The organism is Sphingopyxis sp. HIX, from assembly GCF_001468285.1.
Lineage (GTDB): Bacteria > Pseudomonadota > Alphaproteobacteria > Sphingomonadales > Sphingomonadaceae > Sphingopyxis.
Genome location: NZ_LNSB01000022.1, coordinates 46,805 through 69,756 on the forward strand (window position 1 = coordinate 46,805; position 22,952 = coordinate 69,756).

Sequence of the window (22,952 nt, forward strand, 5' to 3'; positions counted from 1 at the left end):
GCACCCGCTACCCCCCAAACAACCGCTCAATCGCCGCATCCAGATAGGGCCGGTCGGCGAACAGCCGCATCGGGTCGCGGCGGTTGAGCCAGAAGGCCGCGCCGTGCCGGTCGGTCAGCGCGCGGCGCAGCGTGTCCTGCAGCAGCCGCAGTCGCATCGCCGCCACCCGCCGCGCGGCCCGAGGGTCGGCCGCGACCGCCCCCGCATGCCATGCCCGGATCTGCTCGATCCGCGCCGCAACCACGTCGCTATACGCCTGATGCGGCCCGCGGTGCAGCGCATGCCCCGACAGCCACGCCAGCCGCTCGTTGCCCGGGAGCACCAGCCCGTTGAGGTCAAAGCGGTGCAGCACGAAGCCCTCGCCGCGCAGATCGGCGAACATCGCCGCCATCTGCGGCCGCTGCAGCAATGCGACGGGGATCAGATGGTGGCGCTGGTAGCCCGCTTCGGCGGGTGCGGCGCCGGACCAGCGGCAACGGGACGGACCGGGCGGATCGCCCCCGGCCATCAGCGATCGGCGCTGAACTCGACCAGCACCGTCGCCGGCCGCCCGCCGCCCGCGGCCTGCGGAATCAGCGCGACCGTTTCGCCGCGCTCCAGCCCCGGCGCCTGCTGCGCGCGCGCCACCGGCCCGTTGAGCATCATGTCGAGCGCCAGCCGTGCGAGCCGCTTGACCATCGCCGCCATGTCCCATCCCGGCGGGATGCGCGCCTCCAGCTCCTGCCCGGCAAAGGCGACAAGCCCGCGCGTCGCGACGCGCTCGCCCGCGGCATCGTCGCGGCGGCGAAAGGCGACGAGGTGCAGCACCGGCGGCATGCCGCTCGCCTGCATCTCGGCGATCGCGCCGCGGAATTGCGGCGCGCCGGTCCAAAGCCGCGCCGGCGACCAGAAAATCTGCGCGGCATCGAAGGCGTCGATCAACAGCACGAGCAGCTTGAGATAATCGGCCAGCGGCGGCGACGGCGCATCGGCGACGGCATCCGCCCCGCCCAGCTCGACGACCCAGCAGGTCCCCGTCGTACGCCAGTCGCCGGGCATGCTGATACCAAGGCTGCTCGTCGCCCGGTCCGCCGGGTCGGCGAAATCGAGCGGCATGACCCCCGCGCGGTCGAGCGTCGCGGTCAGCGGTCCCAGCGCCAGCCGCAGCGGCAATGCGCCCGCGCCAGACGCCTCGGGCTGCAGCCCCATGCGCCGCATCAGCGCCGCGACCGCATCGTCCGCCATCGCCGGGCCGGCGAGCAGCGCGAAGGGTGCCTGCGTCGCCGCCGCCGCCTGCGCCATCGTGTCGCGGAAGGGACTATCCATGCTGCCGGCCGACCTTCTCCGAAGCGGCCAGCATCGCAAGACTGTTCGCCTTGTTCAAACGCTTATTGCGGCGATGCGTCCGAAGCGGATCGAGCCCCAAGCCGGTGGGTCAGATCGCGACCTGGCTGCCCAGTTCGACCACGCGGTTGGTCGGCAGGCGGAAATATTCCATCGCGCTTTCCGAATTGCGCAGCATCCACGCGAAGAGCTTCTCGCGCCAGATCGGCATCCCCGGCTTCGCCGCCGCGATCAACGTCTGGCGCGACAGGAAGAAGCTCGTCTCGAGCATCTTGAAATCGCCGCCGCACCCGGTGACGCGGTGCAGGGCGGCGGGCACGTCGACGGGCTGCATGAAGCCGTAATTCAGGATCAGCCGGTGGAACCCCTGCCCCAGCCCGTCGAGCTGGCAGAGCTTCTTTTCCTCGACGAACGGAACGTCGGCGATCTTGATCGTCAAGAGGATGATCCGCTCGTGCAGCACCTTGTTGTGCTTGAGGTTATGGAGCAGCGCATGCGGCACCCCGTCGGACGACGAGGTCATGAACACCGCGGTCCCCGGCACGCGCGTCGCGCTGTTCGCCGCCGATTTGACGAAGATCGGGATCGGCATCGCGCCTTCCGCCATTTCCTGCTGCATCAGCTTGCGCCCGCGCGACCAGGTGGTGAGCATCGTGAAGATGACGAGCCCGATCGCCAGCGGCACCCAGCCGCCGTCGGGCACCTTGATCAGATTGGCGCCGAAATAGGCGACATCGACGATGAAGAAGACCGCCAGCACCGGCAGCGCCTTCCACGCCGGCCACTTCCACAGGGTGAAGAGCACGACGCTGAGCAGGCAAGTGTCGATGAACATCGCACCGGTCACCGCGATGCCATAGGCCGCGGCAAGGTTGCTCGACGATCCGAAGAAGAGGACGAGGATGATGACCATCACCATCAGCCCCCAATTGACCACCGGAATATAGATCTGCCCCGCCGCCGACGCGCTGGTATGCTCGACGCGCAGACGCGGCATGAAGCCCAGCTGGATCGCCTGCTGCGTCAGCGAGAAGGCGCCCGAAATCACCGCCTGGCTCGCGATGATCGTCGCGAGCAGCGCCAGGATCACCACCGGGATCTGCCATGCGTCGGGCATCATCTGGAAAAAGGGATCGGAAATCAGCTCGGCACGCGGCCCCGCCTCGGCGGCGAGCACCATCGCGCCCTGCCCCATGTAATTGAGCATCAGCGCGGGCAGCACGAAGACCAGCCAGCTCACCCCGATCGGCTTGCGCCCGAAATGCCCCATGTCGGCATAGAGCGCCTCGGCCCCCGTCACCGCGAGCACGACCGCGCCCAGCGCGATGAAGGCGGTGAAGCCGTCGAGATAGAAGAAGCGCAGCGCATTGAGCGGATTGACCGTCTCGACGATGATCCACGGATTGTCGCCGATGTGCATGATGCCGAGCGCCGCGAGCATGATGAAATAGGCGAGCATGATCGGCCCGAACAGCGCGCCGACCTTGGCGGTCCCGCGCGACTGGATCGCGAACAGCGCGATCAGGATCGCGAGCGCGATCGGCACGATATAGGGCGCAAAGCCCGGGTTCACATATTCGAGGCCCTCGGTCGCCGACAGCACCGACATCGCCGGGGTGATCATGCTGTCGCCATAAAAGAGCGCGGTTGCGAACACGCCGAGCAGCACGATCGGCCAGGTCCAGCGCTTGCCCTCCGACGAGCGGCTGATCAGCGCGAGCAGGGCCAGGCTGCCCCCCTCGCCCTTGTTGTCGGCCTTCATGATCGTCAGCACATATTTGAAGGTCACGACCAGCATCATCGACCAGAAGACCAGGCTCAGCACGCCATAGATGTGCAGCCGGTCGGGCTCGATCGGATGATGCCCCGCAAAGGTTTCGCGAAAGGCGTAGAGCGGGCTGGTACCGATGTCGCCGAACACGACGCCGACCGCGCCCACGGCGAGCTTCAGCACGCCGTCGCCGTGATGGCCGTGGCCGGGATGGCCGGTTTCGGCGGCGTTCGGTGCGGCGCCCTCGGCGCCGTCCGCCGCCTGTTGCGACTCAGCAGTCATCGCGCGCCTTTAGACGAGCCCGCAGCACAGGAATAGCGGGGAAATCATTGCCCCGCCGGTGCTTCGGCAGGTGCCTCACCCGCCGTCTCGGGGGGCAGCTGCGGCCCCAGCGCCTGCCGCAGCTGCGCCAGCCGTATCTCCAGATCGGCGCGCCACGGCGCATCGGCGGGGCTACGCGACAGCAGTTCGCCCCACACCGCCTCGGCGCCCTTCAGATCGCCGCCCTGCGCCAGCGCGAGCCCGGCGAAGAAGGGCGGCCCCGGATGCGTCGGGTCGCGCTTCGCCGCCTCGTCGAACGCCAGCGCCGCCGCGGGCGACATCATGCCCCCGCCGTGCGCGACCAGCGCGTTGCCGAGGCCGACCCACAAGTCGACATTGTCGGGATATTTGCTGAGGCCGTTCTGCAACATCTTCGCCGCATTTTCGGTACGCCCGCGCCGCATCTGTCCGTCGGAAGCCGCGATCCACTGCGACGCCGGGCCGAAGCGGTCGGCCATGCCCTGCTGGCGATCGGTGATCGGCTCGCCGAAACCCTCGAGCTTGTCGACCGGGACCACCGGATGGCCCGGCAGCGACGGATTCCCCTGCAGCGCATAGCCCGCGAGCCCCAGCATCACCGCCGCCGCCGCCAGCGGCCGCGTCGCGGCGGGCAGGCGCCCGACGAAGAGCAGCCCGCCGATCGTCAGCGCCGCGGCGAGCAGGACCCACAGCCAGATCATGCCTCGCCCTCCCCTTCGCCGGCGCCGCGCCGGAAACGCCCGAAGGCCAGCCAGCCGCCGAGCGCGAGGAACAGCAAGGGCCCGAACCACAGAAAGGCGGTCGCGGCGTCGAAGGGCGGGTCGTAATCGACCCAATTGCCGTAGCGCGCGACCAGCCAGCTGCGGATTTCTTCGGGGCTTTCGCCTGCGGCGATCTTGCTGCGCACCTCGTTGCGCATGTCGCCCGCCAGCGGCGCGTCCGAATCGGCGATCGACTGGCCCTGGCAGACCAGGCAGCGCAGCTCCTCCATCAGCCGCTTCGCCTTGGCCTCCTGCACGGGGTCGGCGAGCTGCTGATAGGCATAGGGTGCCGGCGGCAGCCGGTCCTGCGCCGCGAGCGGCACCGCCGCGGCGAGCGCCAGCAGGCCCAGCGTGGCGCGCCGCAGCGTCACTTCATCTTCTCCAGCTTGGCGATGATCTCCGGCACCTGCTCATCGAGGATCACGCCCTGGATCTGCTCGCGGATGATCCCCTTGCCGTCGATCAGGAAGGTCTCGGGCACCCCCGACGATCCGAGCGCGATCTGCACGCTCGACTGCATGTCCGACCCGATGCGGTCGAAGGGATTGCCGAATTCATTGAGGAACTGCGCGACATCCTCGGGCCGGTCGCGGATCGCGATGCCGTCGATCGGCACGCCGGCGCGCTTCAGCGCCTCGAGCTGCGGCGCCTCGGCGCGGCACGGGATGCACCAGCTCGCAAACACATTGACCAGCCGCGGCCGCCCGTCGGCGAGCTGGCTGCTCTTCAGCCCCGCCACCCCCGCGGTCGCGGGCGGCAGGTCGAACAAGGGCATCGGCTTGTCGATCCACTGCGACTGGATCAGCGTCTCGGCGGGCGTCGTCAGCCGATAGATGAAGGCGCCGAACAGCAATCCCATGATCGCCAGCGGCACGAACAGGACCCAGCGCGACTTCATTTCCAGCGACCCTCTTCCTTGCGCGCCCGGCGCGCGCGCCACAGCGTCAGCAATTGCGCGCGCCCCAGCATCGACAGCGCCGCGCCGATCGCGATCAGCGCGCCGCCCAGCCAGATCCACCACACCAGCGGCTTCCACCACAGGCGCAGCTGATAGCGGCCCGCACCGTCGGCGCCGACCACCGGCTGGCCCAGCACGGCATAAAGCTGCCCGCCCGGCCGCGTCAGCAGCGCCGCCTCGTTGGTCTCGGTCGGCGCGGTGCCCATCAGTCCGGGGAACATCCGCGATTCGGGTTTCATCACATGCGAGCCGCCGCCCGATGTCGTCGCGACCAGCGTGCCCTCGATCGCGGTATAATTGGGCCCGGCGACGGGCTTCACGCCCTCGAACCGCACCTCGAAATCGCCGACCTTGACCACGTCGCCGGGTTTCGCTGCGACCAATTTCTCCTTGATGAAGGCGCTTTCCGCCCCCATCCCGGCGAGCGCGACGGCGACCCCGAAATGCGCGATCACCATGCCCCAGGTCGGCAGCGGGGTGCGGCGGAGGTTGCGCCCCCAGAGCGGCGCGAGGCTCGCGACCGCGACCACGCCCGCGACGGTCATGCCCAGCAGCGGCAGGATGCCGACCTTGCCGCCGAAGATCACCAGCAGCACCAGCACCAGCGCGCCGGCGAACACCGCCATCGGCAGCCGCGACCAGAGCTTCTTGCCGTCGTCCCTGCGCCACGCGAGCAAAGGCCCTGCGACCATGACGAGGCACAGGATCAGCGCCAGCGGCCCCGCGACCTTGTTATAATAGGGCGGCCCGACCGAAATCTTCTCGCCCATCGCCTCCGCGACGATCGGATAGAGCGTGCCGAGCAGCACGAGCGCGAGGATCGTCGTCAGCAACAGATTGTTGATCACCAGCGAGCCCTCGCGGCTCAGCAGCGCGAATTTCTTGCCCTCGGCGACCGATCCCGCGCGCACTGCGAACAAGGTGAGCGCCCCGCCGATATAGATCGCCATCAAGGCGAGCAGGAAGGTCCCGCGCTCGGGATCGACCGCGAAGCTGTGCACGCTGGTCAGCAGCCCCGATCGCACGATGAAGGTGCCGACCATCGACATCGAGAAGCCGATCACCGCCAGCATCACCGTCCAGGCGCGCAAGGCATTGCGCGTCGCGGTCACCGCGACCGAATGGAGCAAGGCCGCGCCCGCGAGCCAAGGGATCAGCGAGACATTCTCGACCGGGTCCCAGAACCACCAGCCGCCCCAGCCGAGCTCATAATAGGCCCAATAGCTGCCCGCGGTGATGCCGAGCGTCAGGAAGATCCAGCTGAACAGCACCCACGGCCGCATCGCGCGCGCAAAGGCCGGCCCGATCTCGCGCGTGATCAGCGCGCCGACCGCAAAACTGAACGCGACCGACAGCCCGACATACCCGACGTAGAGCGTCGGGGGGTGGAACGCCAAACCGATATCCTGGAGCAGCGGATTGAGCCCCTGCCCGTCGGGCGGCGCCACGGGCAAGCGGTTGAACGGGTTCGACGAAAAGAGCAGGAAGGCGAAGAAGCCGAGGCTCAGCGCCGCCTGCGCGCTCAGCGTCGCGACCAGCGTATCCTCGCGCAGCCGCCGTTCGAAGATCGCGATCAGCGCCCCCGACAGCGACAGGATCATCAGCCACAACAGCATCGACCCTTCGTGGTTGCCCCAGGTCCCCGCGATCTTGAAGATCATCGGTTTCAGGCTGTTGCTGTTGCGTGCGACCAGCTCGACCGACATGTCCGACCGCACGAACAGCGCGATCAGCAGGCCGAAGGCCGCCGCGGTCAGCACGCCCTGCGCGACGCTCGCCGGCCGCACCAGCGACGCGAGGTCCTTGGGCCCGCCGCGCAGGAAGAGGACTCCCGCGACCAGCGACAGGCACGCGAGCGCCGCCGCGATCCACAGTAGGGCCAGGCCGAGTTCCGCGATCATCGGACCGTCGCCCGCAAAAATATCGTCGCCCCCGCGAAGGCGGGGGCCGCTATCGGCGCAGCGCAACTTTGCTGGCGGCCCCCGCCTTCGCGGGGGCGACGGTTGAAATACCTCATACCTTCGGCGCCATCTTCGCGACGCCCTCGGGCATCTCGCCCATCTGCGGCGGCATATAGCGCTCGTCGTGCTTCGCGAGGATGCGGTCGGCCACGAAGGTGCCGTCGGCGCGCATCCGGCCGTCGGCGACCATGCCGCTTTCCTCGGCGAACAGGTCGGGGACGATTCCGGTGAACTGCACCGGCACCGATGCCTTGCCGTCGGTCGCGACGAAGCGGATCGTCAGCCCGTCGGGCTGGCGCACGATGCTGCCCGCAGCGACCATGCCGCCCAGCCGCATCGGCTCGCCCACCTCGGCCTTGCCCGCCTTGACCTCGGCCGGGGTGCGGAAATAGGCCGCCTCGTCGCGCAGCGCGCTGGCGCCGAGCACGCCCGCCCCCGCGATACCCGCGACGGCGACCAGCGCCAGTACCAAACGTTGATGCTTCGCCTTCACCGGCCCGCTTCCGAAAAATAGGGACAGTCCCTATTTATTTGCAGGCCGACGGCCGCCGCTATCGCAGACCGCGCCGAATAAATAGGGACTGTCCCTATTTTTCCTCCACCGTCGCTCGCTTGCGGTACCGCCGTCATTTTCTGTCCTTTCGCAGCGCGTCGCTGCGCTTTTCGGCCTTTTTCATCGCACGCCAGCTGGCCCAGAGCACCGCGCCGGTCAGCAGCGCGGTGAGCCCATAGGCGGCCGCGACATAGGCCCATTGGCCGCCCCCGCTGATCACCCCCGTCACGCGTCAACTCCCCTCATCGTCGGCGAGCCGCCGCAGCCGCGCCGCGACGCGGTTGTCGGCGATGATCCGCCGCATCCGCATCAGGACGATCGCGCCGAACAGCAAGGAAAAACCCAGCACGGTCAAGCCCAGAGGCCACAGCAGCGCGCCGTCGATGCTCGATCCGCGCAAGGTGATGCTCGGTCCCTGGTGCAGGCTGTTCCACCATATGACGCTGCGGTTGATGATCGGGATGTTGATCGCGCCGACCAGCGCATAGATGGCGGCGCCGCGCGACAGCGTGCCGCCCTGCCTTTGCCCCTCGTCGCCGCTCGTCAGCGCGATGAAGCCGGCATAGAGGAACAGCAGGACCAGCATCGAGGTCATCCGCCCGTCCCATTCCCACCAGGTCCCCCAGGTCGGCTTGCCCCAGATCGACCCGGTCGCGAGGCACAAGGCGGTGAACAGCATCCCCGGCACCGCGATCGCCCGCGCCGCGATGCCCGCGAGCGGATGGCGCCACACCAGTTGTACGAGACCCGCGACGGCAAGGCTCGTCCAGCCGCCCATGCCGAGCCACGCCGACGGGACGTGGACATAGAGGATTCGCGCGGTCTCGCCCTGCTTGTAGTCGCCCGGCACCTGCGTCAGCCCGGCAAAGGCGCCGCCGAGCACGAGCAGCAGCCCGACGCCGAGCAGCCACGGCGTCAGCGGCTTCGCAATCGCGAGGAAACGGGTGGGATTGGCGTAAGCGTGCATCGGTTTCGCGTCGTCTTTAGGGGAGGCCGATATATCGGTCCAGTGAATTGCCCGGCGCGACCCGGCGGCGCCTGTCTTGCGTGCCTTGGGGGCTAGGTCAAGCCTCGGCACGGCATGCCCGCCATCATGGCGGCGCGGGCGGCAACGTGACTAAATTACAACAAACGCAGCAAAAATGTAACAAACCCCGCCCCGCCGGTCGTTTTTGGCTGGCGGGCCAGCGTCTTAGAGTCAATCCTCCTCGCACCGGGCCGCCGGGTCCGCAAAAAGGGGACTGCACATCATGCCCAATGCCAACAAAATCTCCGCGCTCGCCCTCGCCGCCGCCCTCGCCGCGACCGGCTGGTCCGCCCCCGTCCTCGCCCAGGACGCCGCGGTCGACGACGCCGCCGACGCCGACAGCAACACGATCGTCGTCATCGGCACGCGCCGCACCGATCGCACCGTCGCCGACAGCACCGTGCCGATCGACGTGATCGGCGGCGACGCGCTACAGAACAGCGGCACCACCGAAACGAACAAGCTGCTGAACCAGCTCGTCCCCTCGTTCAATTTTCCGCAGCCTTCGCTGACCGATGGCACCGACTCGCTGCGCCCCGCGACGCTGCGCGGCCTCGCCCCCGACCAGGTGCTCGTGCTGGTCAACGGCAAGCGGCGCCACCAGTCGTCTTTGATCAACCTCAACGGCTCGGTTGGGCGCGGTTCGACCGCGGTCGACATGAACACCATCCCGCCGCTCGCGATCGAACGGATCGAAGTGCTGCGCGACGGCGCCTCGTCGCTCTATGGCTCGGACGCCATAGCGGGCGTGATCAACGTCCAGCTGAAACGCAGCGTCGGCGGCCGCGCGCAGGTCTCCTACGGCAAATATATCACCCGCATGGAGGATGTGGACCAGGTCGCGTCGGTCGCGCCTACGCTCACCAACCCGACCTTCGCGATCGGCTCGAACGGTTTCTTCGCCGTGACCGGCGGCGACAATCCGGTGATCACCTACACCGGCAAGGACCGCAAGCGGAACGATGGCGACACCTATACTTTCGCGACCAACATCGGCCTGCCCATCAGTGGGACCGGCTATCTGAACTTCACCGCCGAATATAAGGACCGCTCGCCCACCAACCGCTCGGGCCCCGACATCCGGCGCAATTATTTCGCCGCCGGCGACCCGCGCGAAACGACGCTCGACCGCTATTGGCACCGCTATGGCGACGGCGAATCGAAGGATATGAACTTCTTCGTCAACGCCGGCTTCGACCTCTCCGAAGCGATCGAATTCTACACCTTCGGCAGCTACGGCGTCCGCGACGGCAACGGCGCGGGCTTCTATCGCCGCTCGTTCGACATCCGCAACCAGGACTGGTCGGCCTCGACGACCAGCTTCGTTCCCATCTATGCCGACGGCTTCCTGCCGATCATCGAAAGCGAGATCCGGGATATTTCGGCCGCGGCGGGGATCCGCGGCGACATCGGCGCATGGGATTACGACCTGTCGCTCGTCTATGGTTCGAACCGGCTGGACTATGGCGTGTCGAACAGCGTCAACACCTCGCTCGGCGGGCTCAACAGCAACCGCAAGTTCAACGCCGGCGGCCTGCGCTCGGGCCAGACATCGGTCAACCTCGACGTCCGCCGCGACATCGACATCGGCATCGGGAACAGCGTCTCGCTCGCCTTCGGCGGGGAATGGCGCAACGAAAATTACAAGATCGTCCCCGGCGAGGAACAGAGCTGGATCAACGGCCCCTTCTCCTCGGCGCCCTTCGGCGCCGCGGGCGGGTCGCAGGTCTTCCCGGGCTTCCGCCCCAGCAACGCGACCGACGTGTCGCGCGACAGCTTCGCGGGCTATGCCGAAATCGATGCCGACCTCAGCGACATGTTCACCGTCCAGCTCGCCGGCCGCTACGAACATTTCAGCGACTTCGGCGATACGGTCAACGGCAAGGCCGCGGCGCGCTTCGAACCGATCGACGGGCTCGCGCTGCGCGGCTCGGTGTCGACGGGTTTCCGCGCGCCCAGCCTCGCGCAGCAATCCTTTCAGACCACCTCGACCAACAATGTCGGCGGCGTGCTGATCGAGATCGGGACCTTCCCCGTCAGCTCGCCGGTCGCCGTCGCGCTCGGGGCCGAACCGCTCGAGCCCGAAAAATCGCTCAACTTCGGCGGCGGCATCAGCTTCACGATGATCGACGGGCTCAGCATCACCGCCGACTATTACAACATCAAGATCAAGGACCGCATCACGCTGACCGAGAATCTGCAGGGCGCCGACATCGTCGCCACGCTGACCGCGGCCGGCATCACCGGGGTCAGCTCGGCGCGCTTCTTCATCAACGGCATCGATACGAAGACCGAAGGGGTCGACATCGTCGCGTCCTACCGCATTCCCGATTTCGGTTTGGGCAATTTCCGACTCAGCGCGGGCTTCAACCTCAACAATACCAAGATCACCGATCGCCGGACCTTCTCGGGCTTCACCGCGCAGCGCCTCTTCGCGCGGCAGGAAAGCTACCGCCTGACCGACGGCCAGCCGCAGGACAAGCTCAACGTCAGCCTCGACTGGGATTATGACATGGTCGGGCTGACGCTGCGTACCAACCGCTATGGCGAGGTGTTCTTGCCCAGCAGCTTCTCGACCGCCGCGAACAATAATAATATCGACCTCGCACCGGGCGAGGTGCCGGGCGACATCTTCCTGTCGCCCAAATGGGTCACCGACGTCGAGCTGCGCATCAAGCCGCTCGAAGCGCTGCAGATCGCGATCGGCGCGAACAATGTCTTCGACGTCTATCCCGACCGCCTGCCCTTCGGCACCGTCGACGGCGTCAACTACGGCTTCAACAACGCCTTCCTGCCGTACAGTTCGCAGTCGCCCTTCGGCTTCAACGGCCGCTTCGTCTACGGACGCATCTCGGTCGACTTCTGAGCCGCTGGACTATCGGAAAAACGGCAAGGCCGGGAGCTATGCTTCCGGCCTTGTCCATATCCACGTTCCCGTTACCGCCGCGGCGACGACCGGCACCATCATCCACGGCCAGGGCGCAAAGAGCAAAGCCAGCGCGATGCTCGCCGCGAACATGACGCTCGCCGCGACCTTGCCCTTGCGGCTGATCGCGCCCTTGTCGCGCCACGCGACGATATGCGGGCCGAAGGTCGCGTGATTCAGCAGCCACGCCTCGAGCCGCGGCGACGAGCGCGCGAAGCAGAAGGCGGCGAGGATGACGAAGGGAACGGTAGGCAACAGCGGCAGAAACGCCCCGATCGCGCCGAGCGCGAGCGACAACCAGCCGCTGACGAGGTAGAAATGCCGCTTCATGCGAGGCTGGCTTAGCGGAAATTCAGGGTCGCGCCAGCCTCTGCACCCAAAGATCGTCTTAACTCCGTTCGCCCTGAGCTTGTCGAAGGGCCGTTCTTTCTTTGCGACGCCGAAAGAGAAGAGCGGTGCTTCGACAAGCTCAGCACAAACGGAATTTGGGTAAGCTTCGAAACTTACCCCCGCCCGATCAGCTTCTGCGCCATCCGGTCGGCGACCACCGACGCCGGCGTTCCGCTCGCCTTGCTCTCGGCCCAGATCGTGGCCAGCCGGCCCGGGATCTGGTGGATGCGGCTTTCGACTTCCTCGCGGCTCCCCTGCCCCAGATATTCGAGCGCAACGTTGATGATCCCGCCCGCGTTGATCACATAATCGGGCGCATAGACGATGCCGCGGTCGTGGACGCGCTGGCCGTCGGCCGCGGTCGCGAGCTGGTTGTTCGCGCCGCCCGCGACAATCGGGACGCGCAGCTTGGCGATGCTCTCTTCGGTCAGGATTGCGCCGAGCGCGTTGGGGCTCAGCACATCGGCTTCGATCTCCATGATCGCCGCCGAATCGGCAAGCTCGGCGCCCAGCTCGTCGGCCAGCGCCTTGGCGCGCGCGAGGTTCACGTCGGCCAGCGTCAGGATCGCGCCGTCGGCCGCGAGCCGCCGCGCGACGCCGCCGCCGACGCTGCCCACGCCCTGGATCGCGACGCGCACGCCCTTGGCGCTGTCGGCGCCCAGGCCCTGCTTGATCGCCGCGAGGATGCCCAGATAGACGCCGAGCGCGGTCAGCGGGCCCGGGTCGCCGCCGGCTTCGCCGCTCGCCACGGGCAGGCCGCTGACATGCTTGGTGAATTTCGAGATCGCGACCATGTCGGCGTCCGACATGCCGACGTCCTCGGCGGTGACATAGGCGCCGCCCAGCGATTCGACCGCGCGCCCGAAGGCCGCGAGCAGTTCGGGGGTCTTCTCCACGCCCTCGTCGGCCAGGATCACGCCCTTGCCGCCGCCCATCGGCAGCCCGGCCATCGCATTTTTATAGCTCATGCCGCGCGACAGGCGCAGCGCGTCGGTGATCGCGGCCTTGCGCTGCGGATAATGCCAGTAACGCACGCCGCCCGCGCCCGGGCCGAGGTGCGTCGAGTGGACCGCGATGACCGCGGTCAGCCCGCTGGCGCGATCGCGGAACATGTGGACATGCTCATGATCGTCGAAATCGGCGAAATCCCAGACAGCAGACATGCGCGACTCCTCGCGTTAGAAAATTACGTCAAAACGTAATAATGCAACGACTGCGGCGAGTCACCCCAAAAGCGCCTATGCGCGATGATAGAGAGATGGGGCGACCAACGGGGCTCGAACCCGCGACCTCCGGTACCACAAACCGGCGCTCTAACCAACTGAGCTATGGTCGCCACACGCCGGGCGAAACCGCCTCGACAGCGCGCGGCGATAGGCGCGCGAGTGCCCGTTCGTCAAGCATTGTTCGCGTGCGCATTGACGCTTAAAAGCGCGGCATGACCGACAAGATCGTCGATATGGCCACGTCGGGCGCCGACCGCACCGCCGATCGGCTCGCCGCGGTGCCCGGCGTCCGCCGCGCGCCGACCCCGAAGCTTCAGCAATATATGCTCTCGAACTTCCTCGACGCCGCGACCTGCGCCGCGCTGATCGAGCAGATCGACCGCGACGTCCGCCCCTCGACGATCGCCGATCCCAATGGCGATGAGGCGTTCCGGACGAGCACCACCTGCGACCTCGACCACCGCGACCCGGTGGTGCGCGCGGTCAACGACAAGCTGCACGCGCTGACCGGCATCCCGCCCGAATATGGCGAACCGCTGCAGGGCCAGCGCTACGACGTCGGACAGGAGTTCAAGGCGCACACCGACTTCTTCGATCCGCGCGGCGCCGACTGGGAGACCTATTGCGCCATCCCCGGCCAGCGCAGCTGGACCTTGATGATCTATCTCAACGCCCCCGCCGCGGGCGGCGCGACGCGCTTCCTCGCGACGGGCAAGATGCACCAGCCCGAGGCGGGCAAACTGCTCGCCTGGAACAATGTCCGCCCCGACGGCACCACCAACGACGACACGCTCCACCACGGGATGAAGGTGCGCAAGGGGCGCAAGTACATCATCACCAAATGGTTCCGCGAGCGGCCGTGGCCTTGGGCGGAGGGCGAGCTGGACTAAGCCCGCGAACGGAAATCGGGGGCGGTTCGAACCGCCCCCGATCCGCTTACTTCACCAGCCGATACTGGAAACTCAGCGTCAGCGTGTTCGACACCTGCCCCGGCTCGACCGGGGTCGCCTTGTTCGCCCCGGCGTCCATCGCCTGCAGCCGCACCATCGGCATCGGCGGCATCGGCCCGCCGAAGCTGCCTTCGCTGATCGACACCAGCTCGGCGCCGCGGAAACCCGCGAGGCGCGCATAATCGGCGGCCTTGGCTTCGGCTTCCTTGATCGCCGCGCCGCGCGCGCCGACCAGCTGTGCGTCGGCGTCCTTCATGCCGAACCACGGGCCTTCGATATTGGTCCCGCCCGCCGCGACCAGCGCGTCGAGCAGCGGCCCGATATCGTCGATCTTCGGCGTGGTGGCGCGAACGGTATTGTTCACCTGATAGCCGATGAAGCGCGGCGGCTGGCCGCCCCCCGTGTTGTTATAGTCGTACTGCGGCGACAGGTTGATGCCGCTCGTCTGGATATCCTCGGGCTTGATCCCGCGCGCCTTGGCGGCGGCGATCAGCTTGTCCATCGCCGCGGCGTTGAGGCGCATCGCCTCGACCGCGGTCGGCGCTGTGGTCTGCACCCCGGCGCCGACGGTCGCCTGATCGGGGCGCGAGCGCACTTCCTCGTTGACGCTGAAGCTCAGGATCGGCCCCTGCACAGTCGCTGTCGTCACCGTCGAACCTCCCTGCTGCTGCGCAAGAACCGGCGTGGCCGCCGTCAGCGCGAGTGCGCCAGCCATAGCGGTGAGCATATGCTTCGTCATTGTCTTCTCCTGTGGCCGGAACCCCCGGCCGTGATAAATGCCCGCCCCGTAACGCAGACGGAGAGGGCGCGTTCCGGCCTTTGCCCGCACGGCGCTTGCATGACGCTGAACATCTCCGTAGCGAGCCGTTCATCATGGCAGCACCGATCTTATCTTATGAAGGCCTCGGCCTTGTGCAGGGCAGCGGCTGGCTGTTCCAGGACCTCGACATCTATGTCGGCGAACGCGACCGGCTCGCGCTGATCGGCCGCAACGGCGCGGGCAAGACCACCCTGCTCAAATTGCTCGCGGGCCAGATCGACGCCGACAAGGGCAAGCGCGTCATCGTCCCCGGCACGCACGTCGTGATGCTCGAGCAGGAACCCGACTTCCGCCCCTTCGCGACATTGATGGATTTCGCCGTCGCGGGCAGCGACGCCCCGCCCGAGCATGAGGTCGCCGCGATCGCCGACCAGCTCGGCATCGACATGAGCCGCACGGCGGCCAGCGCCTCGGGCGGCGAACGCCGCCGCGCCGCGCTCGCCCGCGCCCTCGCGCAAAACCCCGACGTGCTGCTGCTCGACGAGCCGACCAACCATCTCGACCTCGCCGCGATCGACTGGCTCGAATCCTGGCTCGCGCGCTACACCGGCGCCTTCGTCGCGATCAGCCACGACCGCACTTTCCTGACCCGCCTCACCCGCCAGACCCTATGGCTGGATCGTGGGTCAATCCGCCGCAAGGAAATCGGCTTCGGCGGCTTCGAGGAATGGAGCGACGCGGTCACCGCCGAGGAAGTCCGCGCCGCGCAGCGCCTCGATTCCAAACTGCGGCTCGAGGCGCATTGGCTCGAACGCGGCGTCACCGCGCGCCGCAAGCGCAACCAGGGCCGGCTCGAGAAACTCAAGGAAATGCGCGCCACGCGCGCCGCGATGATCGGCGGCCCCGGCGTCGCCAAGCTCGGCCTCGCCAACGACGACGTTCGCTCGAAGTCCGTCATTGTGGCGGAAAATATCTCGAAAAGCTTCGGCGACCGGACGATCATCAAGAACTTCGATTTCCGCGTCCAGCGCGGCGACCGCATCGGCATCGTCGGCGCCAACGGCGCGGGCAAGTCAACCCTGCTCAAATTGCTCACCGGCGAGATCGCGCCCGACAGCGGCAGCATCACCCTCGCGCCGACGCTCGACGGCATCGTCATCGACCAGCAGCGCAGCCTGCTCTCGCCCGAAAAGCGCGTCCGCGACATCCTCGCCGACGGCGGCGACTGGGTCGAGGTGCGCGGGGTCAAGAAGCATATCCAGGGTTATCTGAAGGAGTTCCTCTTCGATCCCGGCGTCGTCGAGGCGAGCGTCGGCGCGCTGTCGGGCGGCGAACGCTCGCGCCTGCTGCTCGCGCGCGAGTTCGCCCGCGAATCGAACCTGCTCGTGCTCGACGAGCCGACCAACGACCTCGACCTCGAAACGCTCGACCTGTTGCAGGAAGTCATCGCCGACTATGCCGGCACCGTCCTCCTCGTCAGCCACGACCGCGACTTCCTCGACCGCACCGTCACCGTGACGCTCGGCCTCGACGGATCGGGCAAGGTGGACATCGTCGCGGGTGGCTATGCCGACTGGGAGGCGAAGCGCGTCAAACCGAACGCGGCGAAGGCCAAGTCGGCTTCGACCGAGGCTCCCCCGCCGCCCGCGCAGGCGCGCAAGAAGCTGAGCTACAAGGATCAGCGCGACTACGACCTCCTCCCGGCGCGCATCGATGCGATCGAGACGGAGATGGCGGGCATCGAGGTGGAGCTCTCGGACGGCAATCTGTTCACGCGCGACCACGCGCGCTTCACCGCACTGACCGGCAAGCTCGAGGCGCTACGCGACGAGAAAGCGGCGGCGGAGGATCGCTGGCTCGAACTGGCCGAAGCGGTCGAAGCACTGGGATAACCTGCCATCCGCTTTGGGGTGGGGAGCGGACGCGCTTAATCCTCCCTGCGGCGAAGCCGTGGGGAGGGGGACCACCCGCAGGGTGGTGGAGGGGTCAATGCCTGAAACGTCGGCCTAAGGCCGCCACCCCTCCACCATGCTTCGCATGGTCCCCCTCCCCATCGCTTCGCGACAGGGAGGATTAGGATGGCCGCTAACGCCCGAAAACCAGCGAATTACGCCATGCGAATTAAATGCGCGCAGAGGCGCAGAGGCCGCAGAGACGATGGCCCCGCATCTCCGCGCCCTCTGCGCCTCTGCGCGAATATTTTGGTCGGCGGCAGTCTTACTCCTCAACCCGTCCCATAAAACCGCGCCAGCCGATCCAGCGCCAGCCCCAGCACCAATTTCCCCGACCGAGCCGGCCAGCCCAGCCCCTTTTCGGCGCAACCGATCCCCTCGCCCGCGCAGATCACGCGCCAGCAGATGTCGGCCAGCCCCGGCCCCGCCGCGTCGAGCGCGGCATGGAAGCGCCGGTGCGCGTCGATCCGCACGAGCGATGCGTCGGCCGCCTTTGCGCCGCCGCGCGTCTTGGCGGGCGCCGCGGCGTCCCAGCGCATCGTCACCCGCGCCGCGAGCCCCGCGCGCTCGTAATCGGCGCGCAGTCGCTCGCCCGCGCCGAGTTGCGCCGCGCTCAGATGCCCGCGCGCCGCCAGCCAGGCGATCGGGCTTTCGGCGACATTGACGCTGACGTGGCGCATCACCTGCGGTCCCGCCTTGCCCGGATCGAGCCGGTCGTCGGGGTGGATGCGCGTTTCGAGTCGGGGACCGGCCATGGGATTCTCCTCTGCTTGAAGAACCCGCTTGACAGTGGATTATTTTTTAGGAAAGAAGAAACCGATTTGGTTATCGAGAAAATTTGCAGGATAGGGCCGCCATGATCAATAGCATCCGCGCCGTGCGCCGCGCCAAGCGCCTGACTCTCGAAGATGTCGCGCTGCGCTGCGACCCGCCGACCACCGCGCAGACGATCGGACGCCTCGAAACGGGCACGCGTACGCTGTCGCTCGGCTGGATGAACCGCATCGCCAAGGCGCTCGGGGTCGACGCGGCCGAGCTGGTGCAACTGCCGCAGGACACCCAGCTCACCATCACCGCGCTGCTCGGCGCCGACGGGGTCGAGGCGCCGACGCGCGTCGAACAGGCGCTCACCGCGCGCCCGGGCGAGGATATGGTCGCGGTGCGCGTGACCTCGTCGATCGGCGATTATCGCGCGGGCGATGAGATTTGGTGCCGCCGCATCGAAGGCGACTGGTCCGCCATGCTCAACCGCGACCTGCTCGTCCCGCGCCCGGCGGGCCGCTTCTTCTTCGCGCGCCTGCTCAATGTCGACGGCGAAAAGCTCCACCTGCTCCCGCTCGGCGTCGGCCAACGCCAGCAGGTCGTCAGCAACCCGCCCTGGGCCGCGGTCGCGGTGCGGCTGATCCGCAGCCTTTGAGCCTCCCCCGTTCGTCCTGAGCTTGTCGAAGGACCGTCCTTTTCCCGGACGCCGAAAGGAAGAACAGTGCTTCGACAAGCTCAGCACGAACGGATGAGAGGACGAGCATGACCGTACCCCTGCGCGTCCTCAGCATCGCGACGCTCTTCCCCGATGCCGCGCGTCCGAACTTCGGCCTCTTCGTCGAAAAGAGTCTGCGTTCGCTCGCCGCGCAGCCCGGCATCGCCCTCACCGTCGTCGCCCCCGTCGGCCTCCCGCCATTCCCCCTGTCGCTCCATCCGCGCTACCGGGCGCTTCGCGCCCTGCCAACGCGCGAGGAGTGGAATGGCCTTACCGTCCATCGGCCGCGCTTCACCTTGCTCCCGAAGATCGGTTCGCGCTTCAACCCGGCACAAATCGCGCGCGCCGTACTCGCCGCCGTCGGCGACCGCAGCTTCGACATCGTCGACGCACAATTCTTCTACCCCGACGGCCCCGCCGCGATGCGCGTCGCCGCGGCGCTTGGCCTATCCTTCTCCGCCAAGGCGCGCGGCGCCGACATCGGCCATTTCGGCCACGACCCCGCCACAGCTGCACAGGTAATCGAGGCCGCCGAAAAGGCTGCGGGTCTGCTTGCGGTCTCCAAAGCGATGCGGCGCGACATGGCCGCGATCGGCATCGACGCCGGCAAGGTAGCGGTTCACTACACCGGCATCGACACCGCGCGCTTCGTCCCCGGCGACCGCGCCGCCGCGCGCGCAGCACTCGGCATGGGCGACGCCCCGGCGATCCTCACCGTCGGCGCGCTGATCCCGCGCAAGGGACAGGCGCTGGTGATCGACGCGCTGCCGGCGCTCCCCGGCGTTCATTACTGGCTCGCCGGCGCGGGCGAAGAGCAATCGCGTTACCGCGCGCGAGCCAAGAAGCTGGCCGTCGCCGACCGCGTGCATTTCCTCGGCCCCGTCGCCAACGCCGACCTCCCGCAGCTCTACCGCGCCGCCGATGTCGTGGTGATGCCCTCCGCCAGCGAAGGCCTCGCCAATGCCTGGGTGGAGGCGCTCGCCTGCGGCACGCCGATCGTGATCAGCGACGCCGGCGGAGCCGCCGAACTCGTCACCTCGCCCGTCGCCGGTCGCATCGTCGATCGAAGTTCTGCCGCCATCGCCGCCGCGGTGCAGGCGATCCTCGCCGCCCCGCCGGCGCCGACCGCCGTCGCCGCAACGCTCGGCGGCCGCTTCGATTGGGACCGCAACGGCCGCGAGCTCGAGGCGCACCTGCGCCGCTGCGTCCGCAAACAAGGGTTTCTCAGGCGCCGTCGTTGATCGACGCCGGAGACATCGGCGACGATCAGACGACCGCGCCGTCGTCCTTCCGCTCGACGCGCTCGCCGCCCATGATCCCGGCGCTCGTGCGCGGCACGAAGCTGTCGGGACCGACCTTCAGCCAGACCAGCACCGGGGTCGACATCAGCACCGACGAATAGCCGCCGATGAACACGCCGAACAGCATCGCCGCGGTGAAGCCGAAGATCACGTCGGGGCCGAAGATCAGCAGCACGCCCAGCGCCAGCAGCATCGCGACGGTCGTCATCACGGTGCGCGACAGCGTCTCGTTGATGCTGAGGTTGAGCAGCGGAATGATCTCCATCTTGCGGTATTTCTTGAGATTCTCGCGAATGCGGTCGTAGACGACGATCGTGTCGTTCAGCGAATAGCCGACGATCGTCAGCAGCGCCGCGACGCTGTTCAGGTCGAACTGCATCTGCGTCACCGCGAACAGGCCAAAGGTCAGCGCAACCTCGTGGAACAGGCGCCCCAGCGCCCCGACCCCGAACTGCCATTCGAAGCGGATCCAGATGTAGATCGAGATGCCGAGGATCGCGAGCGCGAGGCTGATCGCGCCGGTGCGCAGCAATTCGCCCGACACCTTGCCCGACACCGTCTCGACCGAGCCGGTCTTGGCGGTCGGGAAAGCCTTCTGGATACCCGATACCAGCTGCTGCCCCGCCCGCTCGGCGACGGCCTTGTCGCCCTCGGGCAGCGCGGTGCGGATCGACACCGCCTTGTCCGATCCGAACTGCTGGATCGTCGCCTCGCCCAAGCCGATCTCGCCGACCTTTTCGCGAATCTCGTCGATGGGCGGCATCGCCTGGGTGAATTCGACGCGCACCGACTGGCCGCCGACGAAGTCGACGCCGAGGTTCAGCCCCTTGACCGCGACCAGCGCGATCGACACCGCGACGAGGAAAAAGCTCATGAAGGACGCAAGCTTCCGCCAGCGCAGGAAGTCGATATTGGTGTCGTCGGGGACGAGTTTCAGCAAGCGCATGATGTCGCTCCCTTAAATGTTGATCGTCGTCGGCCGCGCGGTGCGCAGCCAGTGGGCGACGAACATGCGGGTGACGGTGACGGCGGTGAAGACGCTGGTGACGATGCCGATCGTCAGCACGACGGCGAAGCCCTTGATCGGCCCGGTGCCGAACCAGAACATCAGCGCCGCGGCGATGACGTTGGTGACGTTGGCGTCGAAGATCGCGCGGCTCGCTTCGCTATAGCCGAGTTCGACCGCCTGGAACACGCGGCGCCCGCGTTTCAATTCCTCGCGTATTCGCTCGTTGATCAGCACGTTCGCGTCGACCGCGGCGCCGATCGTCAGCACGAAGCCGGCGATGCCCGGCAGCGTCAGCGTCGCGTTGAAAAACGCCATGATCGCGATGATCAGGAACACGTTGAACGCCAGCGCGATATTCGCATAGACGCCGAAGCGGCCATAGACGACGAGCATCAGCACCAGCACCGACACCGTCGCGATGATCCCCGCGACCGCGCCCTTTTCGATCGAATCCTTGCCGAGTTCGGGGGTGACCGTGCGTTCCTCGACGACGTCGAGCTTCACCGGCAGCGAGCCCGAGCGCAGCGCGATCGCCAGCTCGTTCGCGGTCTGCACGGTAAAGCTGCCCGAAATCTGCGCCTGCCCGCCCAGGATCGCCTCGTTGATCGTCGGCGCCGACAGCACCTGGCCGTCGAGGACCATCGCGAAGCGCTTGTTGACGTTGGCGCCGGTGACGCGCGCAAAGGTGTTCGACCCCGCCGAATCGAAGCGGATCGACACCGCGGGCAGCTGCTGCTGGTTGAAATCCTGCCGCGCGTCGATCAGCTGGTCGCCGCTGATCATCACCTGCCGGCTCAGGATTTCGCCTGGCGCGCCATTGCCCTCATTGGGGGCATAGGGCACGAATTCGCTGCCGATCGGGACGTTGACGGGGCCGCCGGCGCCGACCGTGCCATTGGGATCGACCATGCGGAACTCGAGCCGCGCGGTGCGGCCGAGCAGGTCCTTCAGCGCCTTCGGATCCTGCAGGCCGGGCACCTGCACGACGATGCGGTCGCTGCCCTCGCGGATGATCGTCGGCTCGCGCGTGCCCAGTTCGTTGACGCGCTTGTCGATGATCTCGCGCGCGGTTTCCATCGCGCGGTCGACCGCCTGGTCGCGGCCCGACGCGGTCAGCGTCATCACGATACGCGTCGTGTCGACGATCTCGATCTGCCAGTCGCGCTGGCCGGTCAACCCGGCACCCGCCGTCTCGCGGAACAGCCGGTCGCGCGCGTCGTCGAGCTGGTTCTGGTCGCGCACCAGGAAACTGATCGTGCTCCCCGACGCCTTGAAATCGCCGATCGCGATATCGTCGTCGGGCCCGGTCTCGCCGCGCATCGACACGCGCACGGTCTTTTCCATGTTGGAAAGCTGGGTCTTGTTGAGGTCGGCGATGTCGGCCTCGAGCAGCAAGTGGCTGCCGCCCGCGAGGTCGAGCCCCAGATTGACCTTCATCTGCGCAAAGCCCGGCAGCTGGTCGAAGGTCTTCTGCGGCAGGAAGGTCGGGATGGCGAACAGGATGCCGAGCAGCAACGAGATGCAGATGCTGATGGTTTTCCAGCGCGGGAAATCGAGCATGTCTTTGGTCCGATACCAGGGGCGCGCCCGCCGCGGCGGGCGCGGCCGCGTCAGTCGTTGGCGGGCTTGGCGCCGGGCTGCAGCACGTCCGACAGGGTCGACTTCACGACCTTGATCTTCACGCCCTGCGCGATTTCGACATCGGCGAAATCATCGTCGACGCGCGTCACCTTGCCGACGATGCCGCCGCCCGTCACCACCTGGTCGCGCGGCTTCACCGCCGCGATCTTGGCACGATGCTCCTTCATCCGCGTCTGCTGCGGGCGGATCAGGAAGAACCAGAAGACGATGAAGATCAGCACCAGCGGGACGATCTGTCCCACAAAGAGCGCGGCCCCGCCGCCCGATCCGGCCGCCTGGCTCAGAAGCAAATTCGTCGACATCGATGAGAATCTTTCCGTTCGAAAGCACCGCCGTCCCCACCCGGGCCGGGGCGCAAGATAATGGCGCGGCGCCTATCACGCGGGGGCGGAGCGTGCAACCGGCGGCTGCGTGCCGTCCCCCGCGGCAGGCCGAGCCGAAATGGGGCCGCGGCGCGCCAGTTCAAGGCACGAACGCGATCTTCGCACGCGAGGGCCTTGCATCCCCCGCCGACCCGCGCTAGGGGCCTCGCCTGCCCAACAGGGCCGGTCGGGACGTAGCGCAGCCTGGTAGCGCATCACACTGGGGGTGTGGGGGTCGGAGGTTCGAATCCTCTCGTCCCGACCAATTTATCAATCGCTCCAACGCAGCGTTTGAACGAAGAGC

Annotated in this window: 22 protein-coding genes and 2 tRNA genes; 6 read left to right on the plus strand and 18 right to left on the minus strand. The window is 67.5% G+C overall.

Annotated features, from left to right (window positions below; all coding sequences use genetic code 11):
• Window positions 1-7: 7 nt before the first annotated feature.
• From ATE62_RS11990 to ccmC, 10 genes are all read right to left on the minus strand, one after another.
• Entirely contained in the window at window positions 8-508 is a 501-nt protein-coding gene (locus ATE62_RS11990) for an AHH domain-containing protein (protein ID WP_058807707.1), read from the minus strand.
• Window positions 508-1,305 carry a hypothetical protein gene (locus ATE62_RS11995; protein WP_058807706.1) on the minus strand — a complete coding sequence of 266 codons (798 nt, stop codon included), beginning with the start codon at window positions 1,303-1,305 and terminating at the stop codon, window positions 508-510. The genes ATE62_RS11990 and ATE62_RS11995 overlap by 1 nt, the downstream gene beginning before the upstream one ends.
• A 109-nt stretch (window positions 1,306-1,414) precedes the next feature.
• Window positions 1,415-3,376, minus strand: coding sequence for a potassium transporter Kup (locus ATE62_RS12000; RefSeq protein ID WP_058807705.1), 1,962 nt, complete (start codon window positions 3,374-3,376; stop codon window positions 1,415-1,417).
• Window positions 3,377-3,420: 44 nt separating this feature from the next.
• The gene (locus tag ATE62_RS12005) at window positions 3,421-4,095 is read right to left on the minus strand and encodes a tetratricopeptide repeat protein (RefSeq protein WP_058807704.1); all 675 of its coding nucleotides are present in this window, start codon (window positions 4,093-4,095) and stop codon (window positions 3,421-3,423) included.
• Window positions 4,092-4,520 (minus strand): cytochrome c-type biogenesis protein, encoded by a 429-nt coding sequence (locus ATE62_RS12010; protein ID WP_058807746.1) that lies wholly within the window; start codon window positions 4,518-4,520, stop codon window positions 4,092-4,094. The genes ATE62_RS12005 and ATE62_RS12010 overlap by 4 nt, the downstream gene beginning before the upstream one ends.
• Window positions 4,521-4,522: 2 nt before the next feature.
• A complete protein-coding gene (locus tag ATE62_RS12015; protein WP_058807703.1) occupies window positions 4,523-5,053 on the minus strand; it encodes a DsbE family thiol:disulfide interchange protein in 531 nt (176 codons plus the stop codon).
• Window positions 5,050-7,014: a heme lyase CcmF/NrfE family subunit gene (locus tag ATE62_RS12020; protein WP_058807702.1), complete on the minus strand. Its 1,965-nt coding sequence runs from the start codon at window positions 7,012-7,014 to the stop codon at window positions 5,050-5,052. The genes ATE62_RS12015 and ATE62_RS12020 overlap by 4 nt, the downstream gene beginning before the upstream one ends.
• Before the next feature lie 112 nt (window positions 7,015-7,126).
• Entirely contained in the window at window positions 7,127-7,567 is a 441-nt protein-coding gene (gene ccmE / locus ATE62_RS12025; protein WP_058807701.1) for a cytochrome c maturation protein CcmE, read from the minus strand.
• A gap of 133 nt (window positions 7,568-7,700) precedes the next feature.
• On the minus strand, window positions 7,701-7,856 hold the full coding sequence (ccmD, locus tag ATE62_RS22910) for a heme exporter protein CcmD (protein ID WP_082662779.1): 156 nt from the start codon (window positions 7,854-7,856) through the stop codon (window positions 7,701-7,703).
• Between the two features lie 3 nt (window positions 7,857-7,859).
• Window positions 7,860-8,594 (minus strand): heme ABC transporter permease CcmC, encoded by a 735-nt coding sequence (gene ccmC, locus ATE62_RS12030; RefSeq protein ID WP_058807700.1) that lies wholly within the window; start codon window positions 8,592-8,594, stop codon window positions 7,860-7,862.
• A gap of 283 nt (window positions 8,595-8,877) precedes the next feature.
• On the opposite strand from ccmC, the gene ATE62_RS12035 reads away from it, so the two are divergent.
• The gene (locus tag ATE62_RS12035; RefSeq protein ID WP_058807699.1) at window positions 8,878-11,520 is read left to right on the plus strand and encodes a TonB-dependent receptor plug domain-containing protein; all 2,643 of its coding nucleotides are present in this window, start codon (window positions 8,878-8,880) and stop codon (window positions 11,518-11,520) included.
• A 36-nt stretch (window positions 11,521-11,556) separates the two neighbouring features.
• Here ATE62_RS12035 and ATE62_RS12040 read toward each other — a convergent pair whose 3' ends face one another.
• The 3 genes from ATE62_RS12040 to ATE62_RS12050 all read right to left on the minus strand — a co-directional run bounded on the left by ATE62_RS12040 (window position 11,557) and on the right by ATE62_RS12050 (window position 13,306).
• Window positions 11,557-11,910, minus strand: a complete 354-nt coding sequence (locus tag ATE62_RS12040) for a YbaN family protein (RefSeq protein ID WP_058807698.1) — start codon at window positions 11,908-11,910, stop codon at window positions 11,557-11,559.
• 173 nt (window positions 11,911-12,083) lie between these two features.
• Window positions 12,084-13,133, minus strand: coding sequence for a Glu/Leu/Phe/Val family dehydrogenase (locus tag ATE62_RS12045; RefSeq protein ID WP_058807697.1), 1,050 nt, complete (start codon window positions 13,131-13,133; stop codon window positions 12,084-12,086).
• A gap of 96 nt (window positions 13,134-13,229) precedes the next feature.
• Window positions 13,230-13,306, minus strand: a tRNA-His gene (locus ATE62_RS12050).
• 102 nt (window positions 13,307-13,408) lie between these two features.
• On the opposite strand from ATE62_RS12050, the gene ATE62_RS12055 reads away from it, so the two are divergent.
• Entirely contained in the window at window positions 13,409-14,086 is a 678-nt protein-coding gene (locus ATE62_RS12055) for a prolyl hydroxylase family protein (RefSeq protein ID WP_231736252.1), read from the plus strand.
• Between the two features lie 46 nt (window positions 14,087-14,132).
• On the opposite strand, the gene ATE62_RS12060 is transcribed toward ATE62_RS12055, so the two are convergent.
• The gene (locus ATE62_RS12060) at window positions 14,133-14,885 is read right to left on the minus strand and encodes an SIMPL domain-containing protein (protein ID WP_156420500.1); all 753 of its coding nucleotides are present in this window, start codon (window positions 14,883-14,885) and stop codon (window positions 14,133-14,135) included.
• 134 nt (window positions 14,886-15,019) lie between these two features.
• On the opposite strand from ATE62_RS12060, the gene ATE62_RS12065 reads away from it, so the two are divergent.
• Window positions 15,020-16,798 (plus strand): ABC-F family ATP-binding cassette domain-containing protein, encoded by a 1,779-nt coding sequence (locus ATE62_RS12065; RefSeq protein ID WP_058807695.1) that lies wholly within the window; start codon window positions 15,020-15,022, stop codon window positions 16,796-16,798.
• Window positions 16,799-17,130: 332 nt separating this feature from the next.
• On the opposite strand, the gene ATE62_RS12070 is transcribed toward ATE62_RS12065, so the two are convergent.
• The gene (locus ATE62_RS12070) at window positions 17,131-17,613 is read right to left on the minus strand and encodes a DUF6456 domain-containing protein (protein ID WP_058807694.1); all 483 of its coding nucleotides are present in this window, start codon (window positions 17,611-17,613) and stop codon (window positions 17,131-17,133) included.
• Window positions 17,614-17,714: 101 nt separating this feature from the next.
• Between ATE62_RS12070 and ATE62_RS12075 the strand changes: the two genes are divergently transcribed.
• Window positions 17,715-18,275, plus strand: a complete 561-nt coding sequence (locus ATE62_RS12075; RefSeq protein WP_058807693.1) for a helix-turn-helix domain-containing protein — start codon at window positions 17,715-17,717, stop codon at window positions 18,273-18,275.
• Window positions 18,276-18,382: 107 nt separating this feature from the next.
• Entirely contained in the window at window positions 18,383-19,576 is a 1,194-nt protein-coding gene (locus ATE62_RS12080) for a glycosyltransferase (protein ID WP_058807692.1), read from the plus strand.
• Between the two features lie 25 nt (window positions 19,577-19,601).
• On the opposite strand, the gene secF is transcribed toward ATE62_RS12080, so the two are convergent.
• From secF to yajC, 3 genes are read right to left on the minus strand one after another with little or no spacing between them, the layout of a single operon-like run.
• Window positions 19,602-20,582 (minus strand): protein translocase subunit SecF, encoded by a 981-nt coding sequence (gene secF, locus ATE62_RS12085; protein WP_058807691.1) that lies wholly within the window; start codon window positions 20,580-20,582, stop codon window positions 19,602-19,604.
• A 12-nt stretch (window positions 20,583-20,594) separates the two neighbouring features.
• Window positions 20,595-22,205, minus strand: coding sequence for a protein translocase subunit SecD (secD, locus tag ATE62_RS12090; protein WP_058807690.1), 1,611 nt, complete (start codon window positions 22,203-22,205; stop codon window positions 20,595-20,597).
• Between the two features lie 50 nt (window positions 22,206-22,255).
• On the minus strand, window positions 22,256-22,588 hold the full coding sequence (yajC, locus tag ATE62_RS12095) for a preprotein translocase subunit YajC (protein WP_058807689.1): 333 nt from the start codon (window positions 22,586-22,588) through the stop codon (window positions 22,256-22,258).
• A gap of 248 nt (window positions 22,589-22,836) precedes the next feature.
• Here yajC and ATE62_RS12100 point away from each other — a divergent pair.
• Window positions 22,837-22,913, plus strand: a tRNA-Pro gene (locus ATE62_RS12100).
• Window positions 22,914-22,952 lie beyond the last annotated feature (39 nt).

Coding starts and splice junctions, on each gene's coding strand:
- ATE62_RS11995 (WP_058807706.1), bottom strand. CDS start 1,305: ATGGATAGTCCCTTCCGCGACACGATGGCGCAGGCGGCGGCGGCGACG.
- secF (WP_058807691.1), bottom strand. CDS start 20,582: ATGCGCTTGCTGAAACTCGTCCCCGACGACACCAATATCGACTTCCTG.
- ATE62_RS12035 (WP_058807699.1), top strand. CDS start 8,878: ATGCCCAATGCCAACAAAATCTCCGCGCTCGCCCTCGCCGCCGCCCTC.
- ATE62_RS12020 (WP_058807702.1), bottom strand. CDS start 7,014: ATGATCGCGGAACTCGGCCTGGCCCTACTGTGGATCGCGGCGGCGCTC.
- ATE62_RS12055 (WP_231736252.1), top strand. CDS start 13,409: ATGACCGACAAGATCGTCGATATGGCCACGTCGGGCGCCGACCGCACC.
- ccmC (WP_058807700.1), bottom strand. CDS start 8,594: ATGCACGCTTACGCCAATCCCACCCGTTTCCTCGCGATTGCGAAGCCG.
- secD (WP_058807690.1), bottom strand. CDS start 22,205: ATGCTCGATTTCCCGCGCTGGAAAACCATCAGCATCTGCATCTCGTTG.
- ATE62_RS12000 (WP_058807705.1), bottom strand. CDS start 3,376: ATGACTGCTGAGTCGCAACAGGCGGCGGACGGCGCCGAGGGCGCCGCA.
- ATE62_RS12075 (WP_058807693.1), top strand. CDS start 17,715: ATGATCAATAGCATCCGCGCCGTGCGCCGCGCCAAGCGCCTGACTCTC.
- ATE62_RS11990 (WP_058807707.1), bottom strand. CDS start 508: ATGGCCGGGGGCGATCCGCCCGGTCCGTCCCGTTGCCGCTGGTCCGGC.
- ATE62_RS12045 (WP_058807697.1), bottom strand. CDS start 13,133: ATGTCTGCTGTCTGGGATTTCGCCGATTTCGACGATCATGAGCATGTC.
- ATE62_RS12060 (WP_156420500.1), bottom strand. CDS start 14,885: ATGACGAAGCATATGCTCACCGCTATGGCTGGCGCACTCGCGCTGACG.
- ATE62_RS12070 (WP_058807694.1), bottom strand. CDS start 17,613: ATGGCCGGTCCCCGACTCGAAACGCGCATCCACCCCGACGACCGGCTC.
- yajC (WP_058807689.1), bottom strand. CDS start 22,588: ATGTCGACGAATTTGCTTCTGAGCCAGGCGGCCGGATCGGGCGGCGGG.
- ATE62_RS12015 (WP_058807703.1), bottom strand. CDS start 5,053: ATGAAGTCGCGCTGGGTCCTGTTCGTGCCGCTGGCGATCATGGGATTG.
- ATE62_RS12080 (WP_058807692.1), top strand. CDS start 18,383: ATGACCGTACCCCTGCGCGTCCTCAGCATCGCGACGCTCTTCCCCGAT.
- ATE62_RS12040 (WP_058807698.1), bottom strand. CDS start 11,910: ATGAAGCGGCATTTCTACCTCGTCAGCGGCTGGTTGTCGCTCGCGCTC.
- ATE62_RS12065 (WP_058807695.1), top strand. CDS start 15,020: ATGGCAGCACCGATCTTATCTTATGAAGGCCTCGGCCTTGTGCAGGGC.
- ATE62_RS12005 (WP_058807704.1), bottom strand. CDS start 4,095: ATGATCTGGCTGTGGGTCCTGCTCGCCGCGGCGCTGACGATCGGCGGG.